This window comes from Streptomyces sp. CA2R106 (assembly GCF_037034245.1).
Lineage (GTDB): Bacteria > Actinomycetota > Actinomycetes > Streptomycetales > Streptomycetaceae > Actinacidiphila.
On the sequence record NZ_JBAGKC010000006.1, the window covers coordinates 36,001 to 54,762 of the forward strand.

The following is an 18,762-nucleotide window of genomic DNA, read 5'->3' on the forward strand; positions in this document are numbered from 1 at the left end:
AAGACGTTATACGTAACACTAAATGCGGAGGGGCGATGGCGAGCGGCTACGGCGACCTGTTGCGGACCCGGCACGCCGCGCGGCTGCTCGGCGGCACCCTGCTGGGCCGGCTGCCCAACGCGATGTCCGGGCTGGCGATCGTGCTGTTCGTCCGGGCGCACGGCGCCGGCTACGGCCTGGCCGGCACCCTGTCCGCGCTGTACGGGCTCGCGGTCGCCCTCGGCCAGCCGCTGCTCGGGCGGGCGGTGGACCGCAGGGGGCAGCCGCGGGTGATGGCGGGGGCCGCGCTGCTGTCGGCCGCCGGGTTCGGGCTGCTCGCCGCGAACGGCCCGCGCCCGCTGCCCGTCGCGGTCGCCGCGGTGCTGCTCGCCGGGGTCGCCACACCGCCGCTGGAAGGCGGCCTGCGGGCGCTGTGGCCGGCGGTGCTGGACCGGGAGGAGCAGGTGCGCCGCGCCTACGCGCTGGACGCCGCCGCCCAGGAGGTGCTGTTCACGCTGGGGCCGCTGCTGGTCACCGCGGCGGTCGCGGCCGCCTCCGAGGCCGCCGCGGTGGTCCTCACCGGGCTGCTGGGCGTGGCCGGCACCCTGATCGTCGTCACCTCCGGGCCGTCCCGGCAGTGGCGCGCCGAGGTCCGCGCGCCGCACTGGCTGGGCGCGCTGCGCTCGCCCGGGCTGCTGGCGCTGCTGGGCGCCTGCTTCTTCGTCGGCATCGCGCTGGGCGCCTTCTCGCTGGCCGCGGTCGCCTACGGGGACGCGCACGGCGGCGGCTCCGCCGCGTCCTACCTGCTGGCCGCCAACGGCTTCGGCGCGCTGACCGGCGGCCTGGTCTACGGCACCCGCACCTTCGCCGGCGCCCCCGAGCGGCGGCTGCGGCTGCTCGCGGTGGGCCTGGCCGCCTGCTACCCGCCGCTGCTGCTCGCCCCCGCGCTGGGCTGGATGCTGCCGCTCGCCGCGCTGTCCGGGCTCTTCCTGGCGCCCACCCTCGCCTGCGCCTTCCTGGTGGTCGACCGACACGCCCCGCCGGGCACCGTCACGGAGGCGTTCTCCTGGGTGGTGACCGCCATGGGGGTCGGCGCGGCGCTGGGCACCGCGGTCGCCGGGGTCGCTGCGCAACACGTCGGAACCTCCGCCGGATTCGGGGTTTGCGCCGCCTGCGGGGCCGTGGCGCTGGGCGTACTGCTGTCCACCGGGCGAATCCTGACGCCCCGCGAGGTCGAAACCGGTCGGCAGGTCACGGAAAAAGATCCAAACCGTGCCCCCGATCCCCGTTTCAGCACGTCGGATCAGGCGTAATGTTCAGACATGGACCGCCGCATTTTCGGGCTGGAGAACGAGTACGGCGTCACATGCACGTTCAGGGGACAGCGGCGTCTGTCCCCTGACGAGGTGGCGCGGTACCTCTTCCGCCGTGTCGTGTCATGGGGCCGCAGCAGCAATGTTTTCCTCCGCAATGGGGCCCGCCTCTATCTCGACGTCGGCTCGCACCCGGAGTACGCCACTCCCGAGTGCGACAACGTCACCGAACTCGTCACGCACGACAAAGCCGGGGAACGCATCCTCGAGGGCCTTCTGGTGGACGCCGAGCGGCGCCTGCACGAAGAGGGCATCGCCGGCGACGTCTACCTCTTCAAGAACAACACCGACTCGGCCGGCAACTCCTACGGCTGCCACGAGAATTACCTGGTCGCCCGGCACGGGGAATTCTCCCGGCTGGCGGACATCCTGATTCCCTTCCTCGTCACCCGCCAGCTGCTGTGCGGCGCGGGCAAGGTGCTCCAGACCCCGCGCGGCGCGGTCTTCTGCGTCAGCCAGCGCGCCGAGCACATCTGGGAGGGCGTCAGCTCGGCGACCACCCGCTCCCGGCCGATCATCAACACCCGGGACGAGCCGCACGCCGACGCCGAGCGGTACCGCAGGCTGCACGTCATCGTCGGCGACTCCAACATGTCGGAGACGACGATGCTGCTCAAGGTCGGCGCCACCGACCTGGTGCTGCGGATGATCGAGGCCGGCACCGTGATGCGCGACCTGACCCTGGAGAACCCGATCCGGGCCATCCGCGAGGTCAGCCACGACATCACCGGCCGCCGCAAGGTGCGGCTCGCCTCCGGCCGGGAGGCGTCCGCGCTCGACATCCAGCAGGAGTACTACTCCAAGGCCGTCGAGTTCTGCGAGCGCCGCGGCATCCGCAGCGGCGTCATCGACCAGGTGCTGGAGCTGTGGGGCCGGGCCCTGGAGTCCATCGGCAGCGGCGACCTGTCGAAGATCGGCACCGAGATCGACTGGGTGATGAAGTACCAGCTGATCGAGCGCTACCGCAACCGCGACAACATCACCATGTCCCACCCGAGGGTCGCGCAGATAGACCTCGCGTACCACGACATCCACCGCCGGCGCGGGCTGTACTACCTGCTGGAGCGGAAGGGCCAGGCCAAGCGGATCTGCAGCGACCTGAAGATCTTCGAGGCGAAGTCGGTGCCGCCGCAGACCACCCGGGCCCGGCTGCGCGGCGACTTCATCCGCCGCGCCCAGGAGCAGCGCCGCGACTTCACCGTCGACTGGGTGCACCTGAAGCTCAACGACCAGGCGCAGCGCACCGTGCTGTGCAAGGACCCGTTCCGGTCGGTGGACGACCGGGTGGAGAAGCTGATCGCCGGTATGTGACCCGCTATGTGACCCGGCATCCGCCACCTTCGGCCCCACCGGCCGCGCAGGCCCCGTGCGTATCTCGTACGGGGCCTGCGGCACGCCGTAGGGTGTGGGGGCTGTACTCGTGTTCTCCGCCATGGATCGACCCAGCAGGCCCCCACTCCGACGACCGTAACGAGGATTTCCGTGCGCCGACGCTCAGTACTGCTCTCCGTACCCGCGCTCCTGCTCACCGCCGCCGGCTGCGGCAGCGACAGCAAGAGCGGCTCGGCGAAGCCCAGTTCGTCGCCGTCGGCGACCACTTCGGCCGCCTCGCCGAGCGCCTCGGCGACCCCGACGGCGAAGATCGTCTCCGGCCCGGTGCCGGGGATCACCGCGGGCACCGGCTTCAACCAGAAGCCCACCGTCGCCAAGGGCACCGGCACCCCTTCCTCCGACCTCGCCGTGAAGACGGTGATCAAGGGCGACGGCGCGAAGATCGCCAGCGGCGACTACGTCCAGGTGAACTACCTGGGGCAGATCTGGAACACCGGGAAGGTCTTCGACACCTCCTTCGGCAAGAGCCCGTACACGAACGTGATCGGCGAGGGCAAGCTCATCCCCGGCTGGGACCAGGGCCTGGTCGGCCAGAGCGTCCACAGCCGGGTGGAGATGGCGATCCCGCCGTCGCTCGGCTACGGCAGCAGCGGCAACTCGCAGGCCGGCATCAAGGGCACCGACACGCTGGTGTTCGTCATCGACGTGCTCGACCGCTTCGACGCGAAGAGCTCCGCCCAGGGCAAGGCGGTCGCGCAGAACGACGCGGCCCTGCCGAAGGTCGGCACCAACACCGACGGCAAGATGCCCTCGCTGACCATCCCGAAGAGCGCCAAGGCCCCCACCAAGCTCGTCTCGGCCTACATCCTCGAAGGCGACGGCCCGGTGATCAAGTCCACCGACGCGGTGCTGGCGCAGTACCAGGGCAAGGTGTGGACCACCGGCAAGGAGTTCGACTCCAGCTACAGCCGCAGCCAGCTGGCGGCGTTCGAGCTGAGCCAGCTCATCAAGGGCTGGCAGGAGGGCCTGGTCGGCAAGAAGGCCGGCAGCCGCATCCTGCTGGTGACCCCCGGCTCACTCGCCTACGGCGCCAACCCGCCGTCGGGCAGCGGCATTCCGAAGAACGCGACGCTGGTCTTCACCCTCGACGTGCTGGCCATCCTGTGAGGTCTGCAAGACTGTTCGGGTTGCCCGCAACAGCACAAGGAGCACCGCAGTGAGCATCGACAAGCCCGAGATCGACTTCCCGGGCGGCGAGCCGCCGGCCGGCCTCGAGATCAAGGACATCTGGGAGGGCGACGGCCCGGTCGCGAAGGCCGGCGACACCGTCTCCGTCCACTACGTGGGCGTCGCGTTCTCCACCGGCGAGGAGTTCGACGCGAGCTGGAACCGCGGCGTGCCGCTGCAGTTCCAGCTCGGTGTCGGCCAGGTCATCGCCGGCTGGGACCAGGGCGTGCAGGGCATGAAGGTCGGCGGCCGCCGCCAGCTGACCATCCCCGCGCACCTCGCCTACGGCGACCGCGGCGCCGGCGCCACCATCGCGCCGGGCGAGACCCTGATCTTCGTCTGCGACCTCGTGAGCGTCTGATCGCACGAGCAGCTGATCCGACGAGCGTCTGATCGGCCGAGCGCCTGATCGGACGAGCGTTTTACCACCGCGCACCGGGGCGCCCCCGGTGCGCTGACCTCGGCCCCCGCCGCTGTCCGGCGGGGGCCGCGGGTTTTGGGGGCGGCGCCGCTGAGCGGTACGGTTCAGCGGGGCCACGCCCGCGGGCGCGCCGGGCGGGAGAACACACGGATGAGGGCGTACTGATGGCGATCGCCAAGGCCGAGCGGCTGATGAACCTCGCGCTGTGCCTGATGAACACCCGGCGCCCGGTCAGCAAGCGCGACCTGCGCGCCTCGATTGAGGCGTACCACGAGGTCACCTCCGACGAGGCGTTCAACCGGATGTTCGAGCGCGACAAGGACGACCTGCGGGAACTCGGCCTGGTCATCGACACCGTGGAGAGCATCGACGGCGAGTTCGGCTACCTCGCCCGCAGCGACCGCAACCGACTGCCGGACATCGCCCTGGACCCCGAGGAGGCCGCCGCGCTCGCGCTGGCCGCGAAGGTCTGGCAGCAGGCCCGGCTCGCCGAGGCCGCCAGCGGGGCGTTGCAGAAGCTGCGCGCGGCCGGGGTGCCGTACGAGGACACCACCACCGCGCTGGAGCCCCGCATCCCGGCGCCGGAGCCGGCCTTCGAGGCGCTGATGGTCGCCACCCGCGAACGCAAGGCGGTCGCCTTCGACTACCGCAAGGCCAACGCCGTACGGCCCGAGCCGCGACTGGTCGAGCCGTGGGCGCTGGAGTGCTGGCGCGGCCACTGGTACCTGGCCGGCCACGACCGCGACCGCGGCGAGGTGCGGGTCTTCCGGCTGTCGCGGATCTCCGGCCGGGTCAGGGCGCGCGGCGCCTTCACCGTGGAGGTGCCCGACCACATCGACGTCCGCGAGGCCGTGGCGCGCTGGGCCGGCGAGGGCGCCACCGCCGCCACCGCGCGGATCAGACTGCGCCGCGACAGCGGCTACCCGCTGCGCGCCCGCGCGGTGGCCACCACCCCGGTCGACGCGGAGTGGGACGAGCTGGAGGTCCCGTACGGGCACGGCCTGGACGCGTGGCTGGCCGAGTTCGGCCCGGACGTGGTCGTGGTGGCGCCCGAGGAGTTGCGGGTGGAGCTGGTGGACCGGCTGCGCGCCGTGGCGAAGGGCTGACCGTGATCCAGTGCTGGGGGAGCGACCGATGAGCAACGCGATCGACCAGACCCGCCGGATGCTGTCCCTGGTGACGTATCTGCGCGAGCGGCCCGGGGCGCGGGTCAGCGAGGTGGCGCGGGCCTTCGGGGTGAGCGAGGCCGAGCTGATCGGCGACCTGAACGTCCTGCCGCTGTGCGGCACCAGCTTCCGCGGCGGTGACCTGCTCGACATCGACACCGACGGCGAGCGGATCTGGTGGCACAACCCCGGCACCGCCGACGACGTGGCGCAGCCGCTGCGGCTGGCCGCCGACGAGGCGACCGCGCTGCTGGTGGCCGCCCGCGCGGTGGCCAATCTGCCCGGCCTGCGCGAGGGCGACCGGCAGGCGCTCCAGCGCGCGGCGGCGAAGCTGGAGACGGCGGCGGGGGAGGCGGCCGGGGCCAGCGGCCGGCTGTCGGTGACCTTCGAGTCCGAGGGCAGCGTGTTCGCCACCGTCGACCGCGCGCTGACCGAGCGCCGCCGGCTGTGGATGCGCTACTACTCGCCGGCCCGCGACACGCTCACCGACCGCGAGGTGGACCCGATCCGGCTGTTCGCCGTCGGCCACACCTATGTGGAGGGCTGGTGCCGGCTGTCGGAGGACCGCCGCACCTTCCGGCTGGACCGGGTCGCGGAGATCCGGCTGCTGGACGAGCCGTCCGACCCGCCCCGGATCGAGCCGCGCGACCTGTCCCAGGGCCTGGTGCAGCCGGCCGGCGACGATCCCGAGGTGGTGGTCGAGGTCGGGCCCGGCGGGCGCTGGGTCGCCGAGTACTACCCGCACGACAGCGCCGAGGAGCTGCCCGACGGCGGCCTGCGGATCACCCTGCGCACGCCCGACCCCGGTTCGCTGCGCCGGCTGGCGCTGCGGCTGGGCCGCGACGGCCGGATCGTCTCGCCGCCCGACCTCGCCGAGGGCGCCCGCGAGGCGGCGGTACGGGCCTTGGCCGCGTACGGTGAGTGACGCCACGGGCGGCGGTACGCTCCGGGCGGCCCGCCCGCCCCAGGACGACGGGCAGCCGCAGGATGACGCGGAGCCGCAGGACGCCGCGGCGGCGCCCGCGGCGGTGTTCCGGGCGAACTGCACGCACTGCCGCAGCAGCTTCCAACTGGACGCCGGAGCACTGCGGTTGGCCATCGGCGCCTCCTCCCGCAGCACCTTCTACTCCTTCACCTGCCCCGAGTGCGGCGAGGCCGTCCGCAAGCCGGCCGGCGAGCGGATCGTCGAGCTGCTCACCGGCGGCGGGGTGCCCACGATGCGGCTGACCGGCGGCTGAACCCCCGCTCGAGCCGCCGGCCGAACCCCCGGCGGGCCGTGCGGCGGCGGGCTGCGGCCTGCCCCCGCCCGGCGCCCGATAGGCTCGCGCCTCATGTGGTGGCTTTTTCTCTACGTCGGGCTGTCGACCGCCGGCCTGCTGGTGCTCGGCGCGCTCGCGGTCCGGGTCTTCGCGGCCGTCCAGGCACTCGCCCACCAGGTCACCGCCAGCACCGAGGCGCTGACCGCGGCGAGCGAGCGGCTGCGCCGGGCCGCGGTTCCGCTGGCCGAGCGGACCGGGGAGATCTCACGCCGCTGAGACCTGCCGAGATTCCGGCAGGTGAGGGTACTCTTGCCCCGGCGGCCCGCGAACCAGGCGCGACTCGGGCCGCAGCCGGGTGGACGACGGTGCTTACGTCGCCGTCCGCAGCCGCGCGCTACGATCACCGCGCGGCACGGCTTCGGGCACCCGCCCGGCTCCGGACCGTGGGCGCACGGACCACGCCGCCAAGGTGAGAAGGTGGACCTTCGATGCTCAGCAACCTGAAACCCCTGGAAATCCTCCTCATCATCGCCGTCGTCGTCGTCCTGTTCGGCGCGAAGAAGCTTCCCGACCTCGCGCGTTCGGTCGGCAAGTCCGCCCGCATCCTCAAGAGCGAGGCCAAGGCGATGAAGAGTGACAGCACCGCGCAGGCCGACGGTGCCGCCGCGCCGCAGACCGCCGCCCGTACCATCCAGTCCGCCCCGGGCGACACCGCCAGCGCGCGCCCGGTGAGCGAGCCGGCCCGCACCACCAGCCAGAGCTGATCCGAGACCGTTACCGCCGCCCGGCCGTCCCCCGCGGCGACCGGCGACAGGTGAAGGACCAAGCCGGGACCGGGTGCTCCGGTGGCGGCTGCCGCACGAGACGAGGACGTGGGTGCTCAAGACTGCCCGCAAGCAGGTGACGAAGGACCCCGAGGGCCGGATGCCCCTCGCGGACCATCTGCGTGAGCTGCGCAACAGGCTGTTCAAGTCGGTCCTGGCGATCCTCGTCGTCACGATCGTGGCGGCGGTGTTCTACAAGCACATCATCGAACTGCTCCAGCACCGCATCCCGGCGAACGTCCGCTGTGTGAACGGCGCGGTGCCCACCGCCGAGCAGAAGACGCACACCGAGGCGTGCGCGCAGATGACCGTGAGCGGTCTGCTCGGCGGTTTCTCGATCGCGCTGAAGGTCTCGCTGATGGCCGGCGTGGTCGTCTCCTCCCCGGTGTGGCTCTACCAGCTGTGGGCCTTCCTCGCGCCCGGGCTGCACAAGAACGAGAAGCGCTACACGCTCGGCTTCGTCGCCGCCGGTGTGCCGCTGTTCCTGGCCGGCGCCGTGCTCGCGTACGAGATCCTGCCGCAGACCGCGCGGATCATGATCGGGTTCGTCCCCAGCGACACCACGAACCTGCTGCCGCTGGACGACTTCCTCGACCTCGTGGCCCGGCTGATCATCGTCTTCGGCCTCGCCTTCGAGCTGCCCCTGGTGCTGGTCCTGCTGAACTTCACCGGCATGGTCACCGGGCGGCGGATGCTCGGGTGGTGGCGCGGCATGGTCATCGGCATCACCGTCTTCGCGGCCGTGGCCACGCCGACCGGTGACCCGCTGTCGATGTCGCTGCTCGCCGCGCCCATCGTGCTGCTGTATTTCCTCGCGATGATCGTCTGCTTCTTCAACGACCGCCGCCGGGACCGCCGCCGCTCGGCCGATCCCGACTTCTCGCTCGACCCCGACGAGGCGTCCAGCCTCGACTACGTCCCCGAGCAGGTTGCCGCGCAGCCGTTCGACGCCGACGCGGAGCGCCGCACCTCCGACGACGACTACGGCGACGCCACGTAGCGGCTCCCCGCCGCGGGGTCCTGTTCGTCTTCCGGGTGCGCCCCGGTGGCGGGCTGGTCGCGCCGTTCCCCGCGCCCCTGTTCTGGCGGCTCGCCGTCGCCGGGGCGCGGGCACACACGTAACGCAAGGGGCGGTCAGCCCGGGGGAAGGGGAGCGCGGGGGTGGGCAGGGAGATCACGCTGGCCGTGAATCCGGCGGCCGGGCGGGGGCGGGCCGCTGCGGCGGGCGGGCGTGCGGCGGGGGAGCTGAGGGCGGCCGGGTTCCAGGTGCGGGAGGAGGTCGGCGCGGACGCGGCCGACGCGGTGGCGCGGATGAGGGCCGCGGTGGCGGACGGCACCGGGGCGGTGGTGGCCGTCGGCGGCGACGGGATGGTGTCGCTGGCGCTCCAGGCGGTGGCGGGCACGGACACGCCGCTGGGCGTGGTCGCCGTGGGCACGGGGAACGACTTCGCGCGGGCCAACGGCCTGCCGGTGAAGGACCCGGCCGCCGCCGGGCGGACCCTCGCGCGGGCGCTGGCCGAGGGCCGTACCCGCCGGATCGACCTGGGACGGGTCGGCGACACCTGGTTCGGCACCGTGCTGGCCTCGGGCTTCGACTCGCGGGTCAACGACCGGGGCAACCGGATGCGCTTCCCTGGCGGCCGCTTCCGCTACGACGCGGCGATGCTCGCCGAACTGGCCGCGCTGCGCCCGATCCCCTACACGGTGGCCTTCGACGACGCCCCCGAGCAGCAGGTGGAGGCGACCCTGATAGCCGTCGGCAACGGCACCTCCTACGGCGGCGGCATGCGCATCTGCGCCGGCGCGCGGCCCGACGACGGACTCTTCGACGTGTGCGTGGTCGGCCCGTGCAGCCGCACCACGCTGCTGCGGGTCTTCCCCCGCGTCTACCGCGGCACCCACACCGCGCACCCGGTGGTCACGGTGCACCGGGCGGCACGGGTGCGGCTGAGCGCGGCGGGCGTCACCGGGTACGCCGACGGGGAGCCGCTCGGCCCGCTGCCGCTGACCGCGCGGACCGTACCGGGCGCCCTGCACCTGCTGGTGTGAGCCCCCCGGCGGGAGTCGGGCGGTAAAGATCACGCACGGTGTCGGTGCCCCCGGGTAGGCTCGTGCAGGAGATGACCGAAGAGATGTCGCCAGCCGAGCGCTACGCCGCCAGCCGTCGCCGCGCCGCAGAGAACGCCACCGCGCTCGCGCAGTTCCGCGAGCTCTACGAGTTCGGCCTCGACCCGTTCCAGATAGACGCCTGCCGCGCGCTGGAGGGCGGCAGCGGAGTCCTGGTCGCCGCCCCCACCGGCTCGGGTAAGACGATCGTCGGCGAGTTCGCCGTCCACCTGGCCCTGGCCGAGGGCCGCAAGTGCTTCTACACCACGCCCATCAAGGCCCTGTCCAACCAGAAGTACAACGACCTGGCGAAACGCTACGGCGCCGCGAAGGTCGGCCTGCTCACCGGTGACAACAGCGTCAACGGCGACGCGCCCGTGATCGTGATGACCACCGAGGTCCTGCGCAACATGCTCTACGCGGGCTCCCCGGCCCTCGACGGCCTCGGCTACGTGGTGATGGACGAGGTGCACTACCTCTCCGACCGCTTCCGGGGCGCGGTGTGGGAGGAAGTGATCATCCACCTGCCGCAGTCGGTGACCCTGGTGTCGCTGTCGGCGACGGTGTCGAACGCGGAGGAGTTCGGCGACTGGCTGGACACCGTACGCGGCGACACCGCGGTGATCGTCTCCGAGCACCGGCCGGTGCCGCTGTGGCAGCACGTCCTGGCCGGGCGGCGGATGTACGACCTGTTCGAGGAGAAGTCCGGGCCCGCCGACCCCGGCGGGCGCCGCGAGGTCAACGCCGACCTCGAACGGCTCGCCCGGATGGAGAACCAGCGCACCTACCCGCGCGGCCGCCGCGGCCGGGAGGCGGACCGGGAGCGCGAGCGGCGCGCCCGCAGCCGGATCTGGACGCCCAGCCGCGCCGAGGTCATCGACCGGCTGGACAGCGAGGGCCTGCTGCCCGCGATCACCTTCATCTTCAGCCGGGCCGGCTGCGAGGCGGCCGTCCAGCAGTGCCTGTACGCGGGCCTGCGGCTGAACAACGACGACGCCCGGCTGCGGGTGCGGTCCATCGTGGAGGAGCGCACCCGCGCCATCCCCGACGAGGACCTGCACGTCCTGGGCTACTTCGAGTGGCTGGAGGGTCTGGAGCGCGGCATCGCCGCCCACCACGCCGGGATGCTGCCCACCTTCAAGGAGGTGGTCGAGGAGCTGTTCGTCAAGGGCCTGGTCAAGGCGGTGTTCGCCACCGAGACCCTGGCGCTGGGCATCAACATGCCGGCCCGCTCGGTGGTGCTGGAGAAGCTGGTGAAGTGGAACGGCGAGACCCACGCCGACATCACCCCCGGCGAGTACACCCAGCTCACCGGCCGCGCCGGGCGCCGCGGCATCGACGTCGAGGGCCACGCGGTGGTGCTGTGGCAGCGCGGCTTCGACCCGGGGGCCGTCGCCGGCCTGGCCGGCACCCGGACGTACCCGCTGCGCTCGTCGTTCAAGCCGTCGTACAACATGGCGGTCAACCTCGTCGGGCAGTTCGGGCGGCACCGCTCCCGGGAGCTGCTGGAGACGTCCTTCGCGCAGTTCCAGGCCGACCGCTCGGTGGTCGGCATCGCCCGGCAGGTGCAGCGCAACGAAGAGGGACTCGACGGCTACCAGGAGTCGATGACCTGCCACCTCGGCGACTTCGACGCCTACATGCGGCTGCGCCGCGAGCTGAAGGAGCGCGAGGCCGACCTCGCCCGGCAGGGCGCCGCGCAGCGCCGGGCCGCCGCCGCGGCGGCGCTGGAGAAGCTGAAGCCGGGCGACATCATCCACGTGCCCGCGGGGAAGTACGCCGGGCTCGCGCTCGTGCTGGACCCGGGGGTGCCCGCCGGCCGGGTCACGGGGCACCGGCGCGGCGAGGAGTACCACGACGGGCCGCGCCCGCTGGTGCTCACCGCCGAGCGCCAGGTCAAGCGGCTGGCCCAGCTGGACTTCCCGGTGCCGGTGGAGGCGCTGGACCGGATGCGCATCCCCAAGTCGTTCAACGCGCGCAGCCCGCAGTCCCGGCGCGACCTCGCCTCGGCGATGCGCAGCAAGGCCGGCACCGCCGGCTGGGCGGCGCCCTCCCGGCACCGCAAGCAGCGCTCGGCGGCCGCCGACGACACCGAGATCGCCCGGCTGCGCGCCGAGATCCGCGCGCACCCCTGCCACGGCTGCGCGGACCGCGAGGACCACGCCCGGTGGGCCGAGCGCTACCAGCGGCTGCGCCGCGACACCCAGCAGCTGGAGCGGCGGATCGCCGGCCGCACCAACACCATCGCCCGCACCTTCGACCGGGTCTGCGCGGTGCTCGGCGAACTGGGCTACCTCGACGGCGACACCGTCACCCCCGAGGGGCGCCGGCTGGCCCGGCTCTACGGCGAACTGGACCTGCTGGCCAGCGAGTGCCTGCGCGACGGGGTGTGGGACGGGCTCGGCCCGGCCGAACTCGCCGCGTGCGCCTCGGCGCTGGTCTACGAGTCCCGGCAGTCCGACGACTCGGTGCTGCCGAAGCTCCCGACCGGGAACGCGAAGGCGGCGCTCGGCGAGATGGTGCGGATCTGGGGCCGGCTGGACGCGCTGGAGGAGGACCACCGGATCAGCCAGACTGAGGGCGTCGGCCAGCGCGAGCCCGACCTCGGCTTCGCCTGGCCCGCCTACCGCTGGGCGTCCGGGCACGGCCTGGACGCGGTGCTGTCCGACGCGGACATGCCCGCCGGGGACTTCGTGCGCTGGTGCAAGCAGCTCATCGACGTGCTCGGCCAGATCGGCAACGCGGCGCCGGAGGACAGCCCGGTGCGGCGCAACGCGCGCAAGGCCGTGGACGGGCTGCTGCGGGGCGTGGTGGCGTACTCCTCGGTGGGGTGAAGTTCACCACGCGGTGTTGACGGCCGCGGCGGGCCGCCCGAACCGGGCGGCCCGCCGCGGCCGTTCCGGTGCCGGTCGCCAACTCCTTCTGCGCTTCCTGTGAGTTGGCACTGCCGGGATTTTCCGGTGCGCCGGTGTGACCTGCGCGGCGGTCCGCCGGCCGGGCGTTGAGCTGTGAGGATCGTGTGAGGGACCGGTTCCGTTTTATTGGCCGTTTACCAAAGCACTGCTTGGCTGAGGCGAGTGCATTTGACATCTATCAGCGATAGCAGGGAAGCGGTACCTGCGTGAGCAGCCAACCCCCCATCCACACGCGGCAGCACAGCGGTCGACGAGAGGCGGTACCAGCAGGACGGGAGGCCGAGGCGTTCCCCTCGGCGGTCCGGACACCCGGCAAGCGGGTCGACGGCATCGACGGGCTGCGCACCCTGGCCGTGATGCTCGTGATCATCTACCACTTCCACCCCGACAAGGTGCCCGGCGGTTCCATCGGGGTGGACATCTTCTACACGATCAGCGGGTTCGTGATCACCCGGCTGCTGCTCGCGGAGTTCGCCAGAACCGGCGGCATCGGGCTGTGGCAGTTCTACCGGCGCCGCTGGTGGCGGCTGGTGCCCGCGCTGCTGGTGGTCTGCGTCATGACCGCACTGCTCAGCTTCGCGCCCCTCCAGTCCTTCCGGCACGGCGTCTCGGCGGCGCTGCTGTCCGCCTTCTCCCTGGTCAACCTGGTCCGCGCGGCCCAGGCCGGCGCCTACTCCGGCGTCACCGCGCCGCTCGGCCACACCTGGTCGCTCGGCGTCGAGGAGCAGTTCTACCTGCTGTGGCCGCCGGTGCTGCTCCTGCTGCTGCGCCGGCTGCGGGCCCGTACGGTGCTGATCGCCGCGGCGGTGCTGACCCTGCTGCCCCTGCTGTGGCGCTTCCACCTGTGGGACGCGCAGGCCGCGCACCGCATCTACAACGGCCCCGACACCCGGGCCGACCAGCTGCTGGCGGGCGCGGTACTGGCGATCCTGCTGGCCCGGCTGGCCCCGGACGACCCCTGGCGGGAGAAGCTGCGGACCTGGGCGGCACGGCTGTGGGTGCCCGCGTTCGTGCTGCTGGGCCTGATCGTCTGGCAGGTCCAGATCACCGGGCACAGCGCCTGGATCGCGCCGGAGTACACCGTCGGGTTCCTCGTCACCGCGCTGCTCACGGTGGTGCTGCTCACCGCGCTGGAACTGCTGCCCGGCTCACCGCTGGCGAAGGTGCTCTCGATCGCGCCGCTCGCCTGGATCGGCCGTAACCTCAGCTACGGCCTCTACCTGTGGCACTACCCGCTGATGCACCTGCTCAGCGACCTGGGGGTGCGGCGGATGCTCTTCCCGTCGACCCTGCTCGCCACCTTCATCATGGCGCTGGCGTCGTACTTCCTCGTCGAGGAGCCGTGCCGCCGCTTCAAGCAGCGCGGCGGCAAGGGCCGGCGCGGCACCCCCGCCACCGCGGCGGCCCGGGAGCCGGCCGCGACGGCCGCCGCGGGCGGCTGACACCGCAACGCACCGCGCACCCGCACCGCACCGGCACCCGCACCCGCACCCGTCACGGGAGTGCGGGTGCGGCCGGCCCGCGCAAGAGCGCCTTGCGCGGGGGTGGGGGAATTCGGTCAGCTTTGATAGGAGGGAGCGCGGCGGAAGGAGCGGGGATGGCGGAGGGGTTCAAGCGGCGCACGCCCAGCCAGTGGGGGGAAGGCGGCGCGCTGAAGGCGGAGATCCTGGCGGCGGCCGGACGGCTGCTGGCGGCGGCCGGCCGTGAGGACGCGGTGTCGCTGCGCGCGGTCGCCCGGGAGGTGGGGATCTCCGCACCCAGCATCTACCTGCACTTCAAGGACCGCTCCGACCTGGTGGCGGCGGTGACCCAGGAGGCGTACGAGACGCTCGTCGCCGACCTGCGCGCGACCTGGGACCGGGCGGAGGCGGCCGGGCCGCCGGCCGCGCTGCGGGCGATGGCCCAGCGCTACTGCGGCTTCGCGCTGGAGAACCAGACCCGCTACCGGCTGATGTTCGGCCTGGAGCGGGTGGCGGCGCCGCGCGAGCACTCCCCGCAGCACCCGGTGTGGCTGCTGTCCGGGGTGTGGCAGGACGCGGTCGCCGCCTGCCGGAGCGCCGACCCGTGCGGCGAGCGGGACCGCAAGGACGCGCTGCTGCTGTGGTCGGCGCTGCACGGGATCGTCGCCATCTCCATGGCGCTGCCCTTCGAGGCGGACCGGGAGATCATCGCGCGCCGGGCGGACGACCTGCTCGACCGGGTGATGGCCGGATAGCGACGGTGGTCACTTCGTGGTGTTGATGTGACACACGGGGTCGATATCGTTGCCCATGGCACCTAACGCCGTTAGGGATGTTGGGTGGCCGCTCTGCCGAGGAGGAACCCATGGCCGAGACCTCGACCGCCGCACCGTCGGAACACCTCGCCTACCCCGCGCCCCGCGCGAGCGGGTGCCCGTTCGACCCGCCGCCCTCCCTGCTCGCCCTGCAAGAGGAGGACGCCCCGCTGGCCCGGGCCCGGATATGGGACGGCACCAGCCCCTGGATCGTCACCCGCTACGACCAGCTGCGGGCCCTGCTCGGCGATCCCCGCCTCAGCTCCGACACCACCCACGACGGCTTCCCGTTCCGCAACGCAGCCGGCCAGGTCAGCGACCGGGTCCGCCGCACCTTCATCACCATGGACGACCCGGAGCACGCACGGCTGCGCCGCATGGTCACCGGGCCGTTCGCCATCCGGAACGTCGAGGCGCTCCGCCCGTCGGTGCAGGCCATCGTCGACGACCTCATCGACCGCCTGCTGGCCGGCCCGAAGCCCGCCGACCTCGTCGAGGCGTTCGCCACCCCGGTCCCGAGCCTGGTCATCTGCGAACTGCTCGGCGTGCCCTACACCGACCACGACTTCTTCCAGCGCAACACCCGGGTCGTGGTGCGCCGCACCTCCACCCCGGACGAGGTGGTCGCCGCGCAGACCGCGCTCATCGACTACCTCGACGACCTGCTGGGCGACAAGCTGACCCGACCCGGCGACGACCTGCTCTCCAAGCTCGCCGGGCAGCGCGTGGACACCGGGCAGATGACGCGGCGCGAGGCCGCGCAGATGGGCGTGCTGCTGCTCAGCGCCGGACACGAGACGACCGCGAACATGATCGCGCTCGGCACCGTCGCGCTGCTGCGCCACCCCGAGCAGCTCGCCCTGCTGCGTGGGACCGACGACCCGAAGGTGGTCGCCGGCGCCGTCGAGGAACTGCTGCGCTACCTCACCATCACCCACTCCGGGCGGCGCCGGGTGGCACTGGAGGACATCGAGCTCGACGGCCAGGTGATCCGCGCCGGGGAGGGCGTCATCCTCGCCGGGGACGTCGCCAACCGCGACCCGCGCGCCTTCCCCGACCCGCACCGCCTGGACCTCACCCGCGACGCCCGGCACCACGTCGCCTTCGGCTTCGGCGTCCACCAGTGCCTCGGCCAGCCGCTGGCCCGCGTCGAGCTCCAGGTCGTCTACAGCACCCTGTACTCCCGCATCCCCACGCTGCGGTTGGCGGTGGACCCCGACCAACTGGAGTACAAGCACGACGGGTTGGTCTACGGCGTCTACGAACTCCCCGTCACCTGGTAGCGGCTGCCCCGCCCGAAAATCCGCCGGCGACCCGCCGGCGACCCGCCGGCAATCCGGCCGCAAGCCCGTCGAGAGCCCTTCCAGAGCCCTTCGAAAGCGAGGTTCCCCATGAGCGCCGACACCAGTGCAGACCTGCGGGTCGAGGTGGACCAGCCCAAGTGCGTCGCGTCCGGCCAGTGCGTCCTGGCCGCGCCCGACGTCTTCGACCAGGACGACGACGGCATCGTCGAGATCCTGACCGACCGGCCCGCCGCCGACCGGTACGGGGACGTCAAGGAGGCGGCCGCGCTGTGCCCGGCCGCCGTGATCCGGCTGGTGAGTGAGTGACGGGCGCCGCCCCGCGCCGCGTGGTGGTCGTCGGGGCGTCGGCCGCCGGTCTGGCGGCGGTCGAGGCCCTGCGCCGCGACGGGTACGACGGCGCCCTGACCCTGGTCGGGGCGGAGCCGCACCTGCCCTACGACCGGCCGCCGCTGTCCAAGCAGGTGCTGGCCGGCGCGTGGCCGGCCGAGCGCACCGCGCTGCGCGCACCAGCCGAACTGGACGCGCTGGACGTGGAGTTGCGGCTCGGCGTGGCGGCCGCGGCGCTGTCGGTGGTCGGCCGCACGGTGACCCTGGCGGACGGCGCCGAACTCGGCTACGACGGCCTGGTCATCGCCACCGGGGTGCGTCCGCGGCGGCTGGGCCCGGGCGGGGCCGAGGGCCTGCACGTGCTGCGCTCCCTGGAGGACGCGCTCGCCCTGCGCGAGCGGCTGGCCGCCGGAGGGCGCCTGGTCGTGGTGGGCGGCGGCTTCCTCGGCACCGAAGTGGCCGCCGCCGCCCGCACCCTGGGCGCGGCCGTCACCCTCGTCGAACCGGCCGACGTACCGCTGGCCCACCTGCTCGGGCCGCAGGTGGGAGGGCGCCTGGCGCAGCTGCACCGCGATCGCGGGGTGGACCTGCGCACCGGCGTCGCGGTCACGGCCGTCGAGGAGGCCCGCGGCCGGGTGACGGGGGTGCGGCTGGCCGACGGCGCCCTTCTCCCGGCCGACGACGTGCTGGTGGCGATCGGCTCGCTGCCCAACACCGAGTGGCTGCGCGGCAGCGGGCTGCGCGTGGCCGACGGGATCGAGTGCGACGAGTACAGCGCCGCCGCCCCCGGGGTGTACGCGGCCGGGGACGTCGCGCGCTGGTTCAACCCGCTGTTCGGCACCCCCATGCGCGTCGAGCACCGCACCAACGCCGCCGAGCAGGGCATGGCCGCCGCCCGCAACCTGCTGCGCCCGCAGGAGCCCAGGCCCTTCGCCCCGGTCCCGTACTTCTGGTCCGACCAGTACGACCTGAAGGTCCAGGCGTACGGTCTGCCGCGCGGCAGCAGCCAGGCGCGGGTGGTCGACGGCGACCTCGCGGCCGGGCGGTTCCTCGTCGCCTACGGCAGCGGGGGCCGGGTCACCGGGGTGCTCGGGGTCGGCATGCCGCCGCGGACCCTGCGGCAGTGGCGGACCGCGGTGGCCGGCCGTACGGCGTGGGAGGAGGCGCTGCCCGTGCCGTGACAGGCGCCCGGGGCGCGCGGCGCCGGGGCGGCGCCGGTGTGCGGCGCCGGCGGCACGGCGGATGCGAACGGCCCTGCCCGGCACGTCAGTCGGTGCCGGGCAGGGCCGTGGGATCGGCGGGGTTCAGGCGCGGGCTGCTCGCTCAGGCGCCTTCCTGCTCGCGCTCGATCTCCGCGTTCCACTCGCGCTTGGAGGACTGCCAGCCGTCCTCGTCCTTGCCGCGGCGCCAGTACCCGGAGACGGACAGGCCCTCGCGGGGGACACCGCGCTCCAGCCGCAGGTGGCGGCGCAGTTCGCGGACGAAGGTCGCCTCGCCGTGCACGAAGACCTGCACGCTCCCGGCGGGGAACTCCAGCCCGGTGACGGCCTCGACCAGCGCCGCGCCGACGGGCGCGTCGCCGCGGTGCAGCCAGACCACGTCCACGCCCGGCCCGGCGGTGAGCTTCTGCTGCTCCTCTGGCCCGGAGACCTCGACGAAGACCTTCGCGTCCGCGTCGGCCGGCAGCCGCTCCAGCGCGGCGCCGATGGCGGGCAGCGCGCTCTCGTCGCCGGCGAGCAGGTGCCAGTCGGCGGCCGGGTCGGGGGCGTACCCGCCGCCCGGGCCCATGAAGTACAGCACGTCGCCGGGCCGGGCCGAGGCCGCCCACGGTCCGGCGAGGCCCTCGTCGCCGTGGACCACGAAGTCCACGGCCAGCTCGCGGGTCGCCGCGTCGTAGGAGCGCACGGTGTACGTACGGGTGCGCGGCCAGCGCTCGCGCGGCAGGTCGCGGCGGAGTGCCTCCATGTCCAGCGGTTCGGGCAGCGTCTCGCCCTCGGCCGGGAAGAGCAGCTTGACGTAGTGGTCGGTGTACTCCCCGACCTCCAGGGGGGCGGCCGGGTCCACGCCGAGCACCACCCGGACCATGTGCGGGGTGATCCGCTCGGCGCGCAGCACGGTCGCGCGCTTCGGGGTGGGGGTCCTGCGTTGCGGTCGGTCCGCCATCGATGCGCCCGCTTCCTCGCGCTGTCGCGCGTTCGGCATGCTCAAGTACTTAGGCAAGCCTAACTGATGGATCTGCGGGTGCTCCGGGCCC

Annotated in this window: 18 protein-coding genes; 17 read left to right on the forward strand and 1 reads right to left on the reverse strand. The window is 73.2% G+C overall.

Annotated features, from left to right (window positions below; all coding sequences use genetic code 11):
- Positions 1-35 precede the first annotated feature (35 nt).
- The 17 genes from WA788_RS11165 to WA788_RS11245 all read left to right on the forward strand — a co-directional run bounded on the left by WA788_RS11165 (position 36) and on the right by WA788_RS11245 (position 17,689).
- Positions 36-1,292, forward strand: a complete 1,257-nt coding sequence (locus WA788_RS11165; protein ID WP_335975369.1) for an MFS transporter — start codon at positions 36-38, stop codon at positions 1,290-1,292.
- Positions 1,293-1,301: 9 nt separating this feature from the next.
- The gene (pafA, locus tag WA788_RS11170) at positions 1,302-2,663 is read left to right on the forward strand and encodes a Pup--protein ligase (protein WP_328461949.1); all 1,362 of its coding nucleotides are present in this window, start codon (positions 1,302-1,304) and stop codon (positions 2,661-2,663) included.
- A gap of 171 nt (positions 2,664-2,834) precedes the next feature.
- Complete coding sequence (locus tag WA788_RS11175) at positions 2,835-3,851, forward strand: FKBP-type peptidyl-prolyl cis-trans isomerase (protein ID WP_335975376.1); 1,017 nt, start codon at positions 2,835-2,837, stop codon at positions 3,849-3,851.
- A gap of 49 nt (positions 3,852-3,900) precedes the next feature.
- Positions 3,901-4,272, forward strand: a complete 372-nt coding sequence (locus WA788_RS11180; RefSeq protein WP_335975379.1) for an FKBP-type peptidyl-prolyl cis-trans isomerase — start codon at positions 3,901-3,903, stop codon at positions 4,270-4,272.
- Positions 4,273-4,496: 224 nt separating this feature from the next.
- A complete protein-coding gene (locus WA788_RS11185) occupies positions 4,497-5,438 on the forward strand; it encodes a helix-turn-helix transcriptional regulator (RefSeq protein WP_335975382.1) in 942 nt (313 codons plus the stop codon).
- 28 nt (positions 5,439-5,466) lie between these two features.
- The gene (locus WA788_RS11190) at positions 5,467-6,423 is read left to right on the forward strand and encodes a helix-turn-helix transcriptional regulator (protein ID WP_335975385.1); all 957 of its coding nucleotides are present in this window, start codon (positions 5,467-5,469) and stop codon (positions 6,421-6,423) included.
- Positions 6,416-6,736, forward strand: coding sequence for a hypothetical protein (locus tag WA788_RS11195; RefSeq protein WP_335975388.1), 321 nt, complete (start codon positions 6,416-6,418; stop codon positions 6,734-6,736). The genes WA788_RS11190 and WA788_RS11195 overlap by 8 nt, the downstream gene beginning before the upstream one ends.
- Before the next feature lie 93 nt (positions 6,737-6,829).
- Complete coding sequence (locus tag WA788_RS11200; RefSeq protein ID WP_335975391.1) at positions 6,830-7,033, forward strand: hypothetical protein; 204 nt, start codon at positions 6,830-6,832, stop codon at positions 7,031-7,033.
- A 212-nt stretch (positions 7,034-7,245) separates the two neighbouring features.
- On the forward strand, positions 7,246-7,521 hold the full coding sequence (gene tatA, locus WA788_RS11205) for a Sec-independent protein translocase subunit TatA (protein ID WP_335975395.1): 276 nt from the start codon (positions 7,246-7,248) through the stop codon (positions 7,519-7,521).
- A gap of 112 nt (positions 7,522-7,633) precedes the next feature.
- A complete protein-coding gene (gene tatC / locus WA788_RS11210) occupies positions 7,634-8,581 on the forward strand; it encodes a twin-arginine translocase subunit TatC (RefSeq protein ID WP_335975397.1) in 948 nt (315 codons plus the stop codon).
- Between the two features lie 161 nt (positions 8,582-8,742).
- Positions 8,743-9,630, forward strand: a complete 888-nt coding sequence (locus WA788_RS11215) for a diacylglycerol kinase (protein WP_335975402.1) — start codon at positions 8,743-8,745, stop codon at positions 9,628-9,630.
- 71 nt (positions 9,631-9,701) lie between these two features.
- Positions 9,702-12,521, forward strand: a complete 2,820-nt coding sequence (locus tag WA788_RS11220; protein WP_335975407.1) for a DEAD/DEAH box helicase — start codon at positions 9,702-9,704, stop codon at positions 12,519-12,521.
- A gap of 287 nt (positions 12,522-12,808) precedes the next feature.
- Entirely contained in the window at positions 12,809-14,044 is a 1,236-nt protein-coding gene (locus WA788_RS11225; protein WP_335975410.1) for an acyltransferase family protein, read from the forward strand.
- 155 nt (positions 14,045-14,199) lie between these two features.
- Entirely contained in the window at positions 14,200-14,817 is a 618-nt protein-coding gene (locus WA788_RS11230) for a TetR/AcrR family transcriptional regulator (protein WP_335975412.1), read from the forward strand.
- Between the two features lie 110 nt (positions 14,818-14,927).
- On the forward strand, positions 14,928-16,160 hold the full coding sequence (locus WA788_RS11235; protein WP_335975416.1) for a cytochrome P450: 1,233 nt from the start codon (positions 14,928-14,930) through the stop codon (positions 16,158-16,160).
- Positions 16,161-16,292: 132 nt separating this feature from the next.
- The gene (locus WA788_RS11240; protein WP_335976251.1) at positions 16,293-16,487 is read left to right on the forward strand and encodes a ferredoxin; all 195 of its coding nucleotides are present in this window, start codon (positions 16,293-16,295) and stop codon (positions 16,485-16,487) included.
- Positions 16,484-17,689: an NAD(P)/FAD-dependent oxidoreductase gene (locus WA788_RS11245; protein ID WP_335975420.1), complete on the forward strand. Its 1,206-nt coding sequence runs from the start codon at positions 16,484-16,486 to the stop codon at positions 17,687-17,689. Before WA788_RS11240 ends, WA788_RS11245 begins: the two co-directional genes overlap by 4 nt.
- Positions 17,690-17,831: 142 nt before the next feature.
- On the opposite strand, the gene WA788_RS11250 is transcribed toward WA788_RS11245, so the two are convergent.
- Positions 17,832-18,671, reverse strand: coding sequence for a siderophore-interacting protein (locus tag WA788_RS11250; RefSeq protein ID WP_335975424.1), 840 nt, complete (start codon positions 18,669-18,671; stop codon positions 17,832-17,834).
- Positions 18,672-18,762 lie beyond the last annotated feature (91 nt).

Coding starts and splice junctions, on each gene's coding strand:
- WA788_RS11165 (WP_335975369.1), top strand. CDS start 36: ATGGCGAGCGGCTACGGCGACCTGTTGCGGACCCGGCACGCCGCGCGG.
- WA788_RS11190 (WP_335975385.1), top strand. CDS start 5,467: ATGAGCAACGCGATCGACCAGACCCGCCGGATGCTGTCCCTGGTGACG.
- WA788_RS11250 (WP_335975424.1), bottom strand. CDS start 18,671: ATGGCGGACCGACCGCAACGCAGGACCCCCACCCCGAAGCGCGCGACC.
- WA788_RS11220 (WP_335975407.1), top strand. CDS start 9,702: ATGACCGAAGAGATGTCGCCAGCCGAGCGCTACGCCGCCAGCCGTCGC.
- WA788_RS11185 (WP_335975382.1), top strand. CDS start 4,497: ATGGCGATCGCCAAGGCCGAGCGGCTGATGAACCTCGCGCTGTGCCTG.
- WA788_RS11230 (WP_335975412.1), top strand. CDS start 14,200: ATGGCGGAGGGGTTCAAGCGGCGCACGCCCAGCCAGTGGGGGGAAGGC.
- tatA (WP_335975395.1), top strand. CDS start 7,246: ATGCTCAGCAACCTGAAACCCCTGGAAATCCTCCTCATCATCGCCGTC.
- pafA (WP_328461949.1), top strand. CDS start 1,302: ATGGACCGCCGCATTTTCGGGCTGGAGAACGAGTACGGCGTCACATGC.
- WA788_RS11235 (WP_335975416.1), top strand. CDS start 14,928: ATGGCCGAGACCTCGACCGCCGCACCGTCGGAACACCTCGCCTACCCC.
- WA788_RS11200 (WP_335975391.1), top strand. CDS start 6,830: ATGTGGTGGCTTTTTCTCTACGTCGGGCTGTCGACCGCCGGCCTGCTG.